Genomic DNA, 8,054 nt, shown 5'->3' on the forward strand with positions numbered 1-8,054 from the left:
CCTGGCCCATGGATTCATCTTCCCCCGACCCGGATCGCCGCCAGTTCCTCCGCCTTGGCTTCCAGGGCGGGGTGGCGGCCGGCGGCGCTCTGGTTCTGGCCGGACTCGCCGGCTGTTCCGCCCGACCCACCCACGACCCGATGATCCCGGCCACCACCGCCGACCCAGACCGGCATTGGCGCTTCATGACCGAGGAGGATCGGGTGGTCATGGCGGCATTGCTGCCCGCCATTGTGGGCCCCGGCATGCCGCGGGAGGCGGAGGCGAGGAACAGCGCCCTGTCGGAGACCCTGGTCGCCATGGACGAAGCCTTCCACGCCATGGGGCCGCCCAACCAGCGCCAGTTCCGCCAGCTGTTCGACCTGCTGGAATCCTCCATCACCCGGCTGACCCTGGCCCGCGTTTCCTCCTACTGGCCCAATGTCTCCGGGGAGCAGGCCGAGGCCTTTCTCCAGCGCTGGCGCGGCAGCATGTTCAACATCTTCAACCAGGCCTACCTGGGGCTGATCCAGGTGAGCAATGCAGCCTGGTACGGTCAGCCGGCACACTGGGAACAGATGGGCTACCCCGGACCGCCCGCCTACACCTATGACGCACTGCCCCAGATGCAGAAGGCATCCGCCTGAACTGACCCCGACATGACGGACACGGAGCCCCGATGGCCAATTTCAATCTGTATGGCAAAGGCATAAATGACGGCTGGGACGTGGTCGACGCGGCCCTGCTGGAAGAAGACCGCACACTTGAGGCGGATGTGGCCATTATCGGAACCGGAGCAGGTGGCGGCACCACCGCCGAAGTGCTCGCGCGCGCCGGCCTGAAGGTGATCATGGTGGAAGAGGGCCGCCTGTATCACGACCCGGACTTCACCATGGACGAACACAAGGCCTACAGCCGGCTCTATCAGGAAGGCATGACCCGCGCCACAGCCGACGCCAGCATCGCCATCCTCCAGGGCCGGTGCGTGGGAGGGTCCACCACCGTCAACTGGACGTCCAGCTTCCGGACACCGGAACAGACCCTCCACCACTGGCAGAACACCCACGGCGTGCAGGACTGCGATCCGGAAACCCTGGCCCCCTGGTTCGCCAACCGGGAACAGGCCCTGAACATCCAGACCTGGAACGTGGATCCCAACCGCAACAACGACATCCTGCGCGACGGCTGTGAGCGCATGGGCTGGGACTGGAAGACGATTCCCCGCAATGTGCGCAACTGCTGGAACCTGGGCTACTGCGGCATGGGCTGCCCCACCAACGCCAAGCAGGGCACACTCGTGACCAGCGTGCCCTCAGCCCTGGGTGATGGCGCCACGCTGATCCACTCGCTGCGCGTGGACCGGCTCAATCACCAGGGAGATCAGGTGCGCGAACTCCGGGGCACGGCCCTCGGCAGCGACGGCGTCACCGTCACCGGCCGCCGGATGCGCATCCGGGCCCGGCACTTCGTGGTCGCCGGCAGTGCCATCGGCTCTCCCGGTATTCTGCTGCGCTCAGAGGTTCCCGACCCCTATGACCGCATCGGCCGCCGCACCTTCCTGCACCCGGTCAACGCCACAGTGGCGCGCATGCCGGAGACCGTGGAGCCCTACTACGGCGCGCCCCAGTCCATCTACTCGGACGAATTCCTCTGGCGCAACGGCGTCACCGGCAGCCCCGGCTACAAGCTGGAAGTGCCGCCGCTGCACCCGGTCATGGCGGCTGCCGTGCTGCCGGACCACGGCGAGGCCATGGTCGAACAGGCGCGCCACTTCCCGCAGACCCAATCCATCATTGCGCTGCTGCGTGACGGCTTCAACAGCGACAGCGAGGGCGGTACCGTCACCCTGCGCGACGACAACAGCCCGCAGCTGCATTATCCCATCAGTGACTCGCTGTGGTCCGCCTTCCGGCATGCCTGGCTGCGCATGGCCGAGATCCAGTTCGCCGCCGGCGCCGAAGCGGTGCGCCCGGTACACATGGATGCGCCCTACTGGCACAGCTGGAAGGAAGCCGAACAGGGCATCCGGGAGCTGCCCCTGGCGGAACTCCGGGCCCGCCTGTTCACGGCCCACCAGATGGGTGGCTGCGCCATGGGCGATGATCCGGCCCGCAGCGTGGTCAACAGCTGGGGCGAGCACCATCACCTGAGCAATCTCTCCGTGCACGATGCGTCGATCTTCCCCACCAGTCTGGGTGCGAATCCGCAGCTGACCGTGTATGCTCTGGCGGCACGCAACAGCCACAGGCTGGCTGGGCGACTCCAGAGCAACGCATAAGGCATTGGAGAAACGCTGATGAACACTGCCATCTACCCGGGCACCTTTGACCCGGTCACCAACGGCCACACGGATCTGGTCCAGCGCGCATCCCGCATTTTCGACGAAGTCGTGGTCGCCGTTGCCTCCAGCACCAAGAAAGGCCCCCTGCTGCCCCTGGAAGAACGGGTCCGGCTCTGCGAACACGTCCTCTCGGACCTGCCCAACGTCCGCGTGATGGGCTTCAGCAAACTGCTGGCGGACTTCGTTAAGGAACAGAACGGCAACATCATCCTGCGGGGTCTGCGCGCAGCTTCGGACTTCGAATACGAGTTCCAGCTCGCGGACATGAACCGGGAACTGGCACCCGGGGTCGAAAGCATTTTCCTGACACCGGCCAACCACCTGTCCTTTCTCTCCTCCAGCCTGATCCGGGAAATCGCCGGTCTGGGCGGGGATGTCAGCGGCTTTGTCGACCCCGAGGTTTCGGAGAGCCTCCACCGCCATTTCCAGCAACGCAACGGCTGAGGAGACACGCCATGAGACGCATCGGCAGCCTGTTCACCGCAGCGCTCGCCGCGCTGCTCATGACCGGATGTGCCCTGAGCGGCGGGCAGCCCGAGCCCAACGCCGGCGTTGCCTCGGCCCACCCCATGGCCACCGAGGCCGGGCTCAAGGTCCTTGAGAACGGCGGCAATGCCGTGGATGCGGCCGTCGCCACCGCTGCCGCCCTGGGCGTAGTGGAACCCTACAGCTCGGGCATTGGCGGTGGCGGCTTCTGGGTTATCCGGCAGGCCGACGGCGAGACTACCGTCATCGATGCCCGGGAAGAAGCGCCTGGTGACGCCCACCCCGAACTCTACCTCAATGAAAAAGGCGACGTCCGGGAAGGCAAGCCCTCGCTGAACGGCGCCCTGGCCGCAGGCATTCCCGGCCAGCCCGCGGCTTTTGACCACATGGCCTCGGAATACGGTCAGCTGCCGCTCACCCGCAGCCTGGCCCCGGCCATCCGCCTTGCCCGTGAAGGCTTCCCCGTGGATGAGCGTTACCGCAATCTCGCCAACTTCCGCCTGGAGGTCATGCGGGAGTACCCCGGCACCCGTGACCTTTTCCTGGAGGACGGCAGAGTCCCGGATAAAGGCCATGAAATCCGTCAACCGGCACTGGCACGGACACTGGAAACCCTGGCCGATGAAGGACGCGCGGGGTTCTACCAGGGACCGGTCGCGGAACAGCTGGTTGAGGATGCCCGCGAGGCCGGCGGCATCTGGACCATGGAAGACCTGGCCGGCTATGAACTGATCGAGCGCGATCCTGTACGCATCGATTACGGCAATGCCACCCTGCTGACCGCTCCGGCACCCTCTTCGGGCGGCATGGCACTGGCCCAGCTGTTCGGCATGCTGGAGCAGCGGCCGGTTCCCGAGGACGCAGACCGGGTAACCCGCGTACACTGGCTGGCCGAAATGATGCGCCGGGCCTACCGGGATCGCGCCGTGCACATGGGCGACCCCGCCTACACCGATATCCCCCGGGAACGGCTGCGCGATCCGGCCTACCTGCGAACCCTCGCGAGCAGCATCAACCCCCAGCGCGCAACGCCCAGCGCCGATCTGGGTGGCCCCGGCACCGACGGCCACCACACCACCCATCTGTCGGTCATGGACACCGAGGGCAACATCGTATCCGCCACCCTGAGCATCAACTATCCGTTCGGCTCCGGGGTCACCTCCGAGGACACCGGCGTTGTACTGAACAACGAGATGGATGACTTCAGCATCCGCCCCGGGCATGCCAATGCATGGGGGCTGGTCGGCGGTAAGGCGAATCAGGTGGAAGCCGGCAAGCGCCCGCTTTCCAGCATGAGCCCGCTGATCATCCGCAGCCCGAAAAGGATCACGGCGCTGGGCGCCCCGGGCGGCAGCCGGATCATCACCATGAACTTCCTGGCCGCACTGGATGTGCTCGATGGCAGGCCCCCTGAAACGGTGGTCAGCCGTACGCGCTTCCACCACCAGTATGAGCCGGACCGGATCGAGCATGAGCCGCAGACCTTCTCACAGGCCGAGAAACAGGCACTGCGGGCCATGGGTCATGAACTGCACGACGTGGACCGCACCTACGGCAACATGCAGTTGATCCAGCGGGACAGGAGCTCGGGGCTCATCCGGGGCGCCGCCGACCCGCGCGGCATCGGCAGCGCTGGCCTCATCCACCTGCCGGCGGACTCAGAGTAAGGGGGGCACCTCGAAGCGGGCGTCGTTGACCCGGAGCTGCATCGATTCCAGACGCAGGTCCAGGTGATAGCGCCCGTCCCGGGGCGTGACCACGTTCTCCCGCTCGAGCCGGCCGAGTAGGCGTCGCGCGACCCGCGGCAGGGCCCAGACCATGCCGCGGTCCACATACAGGACACCCTCGGCCTTGGCATGCCGGAGCAGACTCACCGGCTGCTCCCACTCCGACTCGGGCCGGCGCGGGTAAGCCAGGAAGCCCTCCCCTTCCACAGTGCCATCCGGCAGCGTCAGAAGCAGCTCCTCCAGGCTCAGGCGCCCACCACGCGCGGACAGCGTCTGCAGGTTCCGGGAAAGACGGGTGTACCGGTCCATGAGTTCCTGGCCCTGCAGCCCAGTGCCGTCCCCGGCATCCGCCTCGGCCGAGCGCAGTTCCATGAAACTGTCCACAGCGTTGTTGAGACTGGTTGTATGAAGATCCTCCGCCTTCAGCACCAGCGCCTGACGACCGAAGGAACGCCCCGCGTTACGCAGCTCCCCGATCACAGCCTCCAGGCTGGCATCCAGATAGCCTTCCTCGTCTCCGGCCAGGAGCCGGAAACGGACATCCTCGGCCACGATCGGATCGTCCAGAACCGGGTCCACCGTCAGCGAAGCCACATCAAGCCGGCTTTCGCCCTGCCAGAGACGCTCACCCAGAGGGCCGAGCCGGTGATCGAGCTTAACGCTGTCCACCTCGATGCGGGCATCGCCCAGATCCATGGAAAGACCCGCCCACTGCATACTCAGCCGGTGGTGATTCCCCCGCGACCATTCCCCGGTCAGATCCACCGGGGCGACCTCGCCGCTGGAACCTGCCAGCTCGGGGACCGGCGTGTCCGGCCCCCATTCAAGCCGGGGAATACGCATGCGGATATCAGCGCCACCACCGACGCCAACCTCGACCCGGAGCCTTGGCTCCTGCCCCTCGGGCATCAGCGGGGAAAGCGATTCAAGAGCGTCGTCCGTCAGGCGCGTTACCGCCCGCACATCCGTCAGCCCATGGTTGAAGCGTGTCACCAGCGGAAGCACCTGCTCCCGGCCATCGCCCGAGCGCCAGCGCAGCTCATACCGGGCAACCGCGTTGAGATAGCCGCGCTCGTAATCCAGGTTGGTCAGCCGCCAGTCACGGCTCTCCCGGTCGAAATCACGCACAACCGAACGGAACCCGGATTCCGTGAGCGCCCCCAGACCATAGGGAGCACCCCCGGCAATAGCGACCAGCAACGCAAGCGCAATCAGGGGCAGCCAGCGCATGGTTCAGCTGGACCCCGTGAGCCGCTGCATCAACGCCTGCTGACTGGCCACACGTTTCTCCCCGGCAGCCGGCTGGCGCTGAATGTAATTGCCGTCGGGCTGAAGTTCCCAGCTCTGGGCGTTGTCCCTCAGGTACACCTCCAGATCCCGGCGCAGCCGCCGCGCCAGCCGCCGGTCCTCAATCGGGAAGCAGGTTTCCACCCGGCTGATCAGGTTGCGCTCCATCCAGTCGGCGCTGGAGCAGTAGACCTCCGGTTCCCCGGCATTGGCGAACCAGTAGACGCGGCTGTGCTCCAGGAAGCGCCCGATGATGGAAACCACACGGATGTTGTCGGAGAGCCCCTCGACCCTGGGGCGCAGGCAGCAGATGCCACGCACGATCAGATCCACCTGGACCCCGGCGCAGGAGGCCCGGTAGAGCGCCCGGATCACCTCCGCCTCGGTCAGGCCGTTGACCTTGACGATGATGCGCGCGCGTTTGCCGGCCAGCGCATTGGAGGTCTCACGCTCAATCATCTCCAGCACCCGCTTGTGCAGGGTAAAGGGCGCGTGCAGCAGCTTCTGGATGCGCAGGGTCTTGCCCATGCCGGTCAGCTGCTGGAAGATCTTGTTGACGTCGTCGCCCAGGGCGTCGTCGCAGCTCATGAAACTGTAGTCGGTATAGAGCCGCGCGTTGCCGGCATGGTAGTTGCCGGTCCCCAGATGCACATAGCGCTTCAGGCGCCCGTTCTCCCGGCGCACGATCAGGATCATCTTGGCGTGGGTCTTGTAGCCCACCACGCCGTAGACCACGATCACACCGGCCTCCTGGAGCCGACTCGCCAGCTCCAGGTTTTCCGCCTCATCGAAACGGGCCCGCAACTCGATGACCGCCGTCACTTCCTTACCCCGTCGTGCCGCCTCGGCCAGGGCCTCCACCATCTCGGAGTCAGCGCCGGTGCGATACAGGGTCTGACGGATGGCCAGCACCTGCGGATCCCGAGCGGCCTGGCGCAGGAAATCCACCACGGGCGAGTAACTTTCGTAGGGATGCAGCAGCAGTATGTCCTGCTGACGCACGGCATCCAGGGTACTCTCACGGCCCTTGAGGGTTTTGGGCAGACCCGGCGTCATGGGGGGATGCTGCAGGTCCGGGCGGTCCACCAGATCGCTGACGGCGGTCAGGCGCGCCAGGTTCACAGGACCGTTGGCCCAGTAGAGTTCGCGCTCCGTCAGGCCGAACTGGCGCAGCAGGAAATCCGCCAGGTGGCGGGGGCAGTTGTCCGCCACCTCCAGGCGTACCGCATCGCCAAAGCGCCGGCTCAGAAGCTCACCCCGCAGGGCGGAGGCCAGATCCTCCAGATCATCCTCCAGTTCCAGGTCCGCGTTGCGCGTGAGGCGGAACTGGTAGCAGCCCTTGATGCGCATACCGGGAAACAGCAGGTTGGCGTGCGCGTGGATCATGGAGGACAGGAACACCAGATTGTCGCCACTGGTGCACACCTCGTCCGGCAGCCGCACCAGCCTGGGCAGCGAACGCGGCGCAGGCACGATCGCCATGCCGGTCTCCCGGCCGAAGGCGTCCTTACCGTCCAGTTCCACGATGAAGTTCAGGCTCTTGTTCACCAGTCGCGGCAGCGGATGGGATGGATCCAGCCCGATGGGGTTAACCACCGGCATGATCTCATCCCGGAAATAGCGTGCCACCCAGTCCGCCTGGGCCCGGGTCCAGTCCCGCCGACGCACGAAGTGGATGTCCTCCTCGCGAAGTTCCGGAATGATCCGTTCGTTCAGGATCCGGTACTGTTCCTCCACATAACGGTGGGCAACATCGGCGATCTCGCTCAAAGTCTGCTGCGGCGCCCGCCCATCCGGGCCGGGCACTTCCCGACCGTACTTGAGCTGCTGGCGCAGACCGGCGGCCCGGATCTCAAAGAACTCGTCCATGTTGCTGCTGAAGATGCAGCAGAACATGAGCCGTTCCAGCAGCGGATGGCTTTCATCACAGGCCTGACGCAGCACCCGGTAGTTGAACTGCAGGTGGCTGATCTCGCGATTGAAATAGTTCTCCGGCGCCTTGAGGTCCGGCAGCTGCAGGCTACTGGTGTCGGTTACCGCCTGGTTCATGATGCGTCCTTATGCGTTGGTGCCCCTGAGCAGGCGTGCAGCCCTGACCGCGAAATAGGTGAGTATGGCATCGGCACCGGCACGGCGCAGGGCGGTCAGGCTCTCCATCATCACCGCATCGGCGTCCAGCCAGCCCTTCTCGCCGGCGGCCATGTGCATGGCGTACTCGCCGCTGACCTGGTAGG

6 protein-coding genes and 1 pseudogene are annotated in these 8,054 nt (G+C 65.8%); 4 read left to right on the forward strand and 3 right to left on the reverse strand.

Annotated elements, in window-relative coordinates; genetic code table 11:
* Positions 1 to 8 precede the first annotated feature (8 nt).
* Genes QZ501_RS04725 through ggt form a run of 4 tightly spaced genes read left to right on the forward strand, consistent with a single transcriptional unit; the run spans position 9 to position 4,473 of the window.
* Positions 9 to 626 carry a hypothetical protein gene (locus QZ501_RS04725; protein ID WP_151439834.1) on the forward strand — a complete coding sequence of 206 codons (618 nt, stop codon included), beginning with the start codon at positions 9 to 11 and terminating at the stop codon, positions 624 to 626.
* Between the two features lie 32 nt (positions 627 to 658).
* Entirely contained in the window at positions 659 to 2,257 is a 1,599-nt protein-coding gene (locus QZ501_RS04730) for a GMC family oxidoreductase (protein WP_295717607.1), read from the forward strand.
* An 18-nt stretch (positions 2,258 to 2,275) separates the two neighbouring features.
* Positions 2,276 to 2,764: a pantetheine-phosphate adenylyltransferase gene (gene coaD, locus QZ501_RS04735; protein ID WP_095615882.1), complete on the forward strand. Its 489-nt coding sequence runs from the start codon at positions 2,276 to 2,278 to the stop codon at positions 2,762 to 2,764.
* An 11-nt stretch (positions 2,765 to 2,775) separates the two neighbouring features.
* The gene (ggt, locus tag QZ501_RS04740) at positions 2,776 to 4,473 is read left to right on the forward strand and encodes a gamma-glutamyltransferase (RefSeq protein WP_295717609.1); all 1,698 of its coding nucleotides are present in this window, start codon (positions 2,776 to 2,778) and stop codon (positions 4,471 to 4,473) included.
* On the opposite strand, the gene QZ501_RS04745 is transcribed toward ggt, so the two are convergent.
* The 3 genes and pseudogenes from QZ501_RS04745 to QZ501_RS04755 all read right to left on the reverse strand — a co-directional run.
* Entirely contained in the window at positions 4,465 to 5,763 is a 1,299-nt protein-coding gene (locus QZ501_RS04745) for a DUF945 family protein (RefSeq protein ID WP_295717611.1), read from the reverse strand. The genes ggt and QZ501_RS04745 overlap by 9 nt on opposite strands.
* 3 nt (positions 5,764 to 5,766) lie before the next feature.
* Entirely contained in the window at positions 5,767 to 7,869 is a 2,103-nt protein-coding gene (ppk1, locus tag QZ501_RS04750; protein WP_295717613.1) for a polyphosphate kinase 1, read from the reverse strand.
* Positions 7,870 to 7,878: 9 nt separating this feature from the next.
* Positions 7,879 to 8,054 (reverse strand): annotated as a pseudogene (locus QZ501_RS04755) (porphobilinogen synthase); the annotation flags it as partial.

The organism is uncultured Halovibrio sp. (assembly GCF_913056445.1).
Taxonomy (GTDB): Bacteria; Pseudomonadota; Gammaproteobacteria; order Pseudomonadales; family Oleiphilaceae; genus Halospina; species Halospina utahensis_B.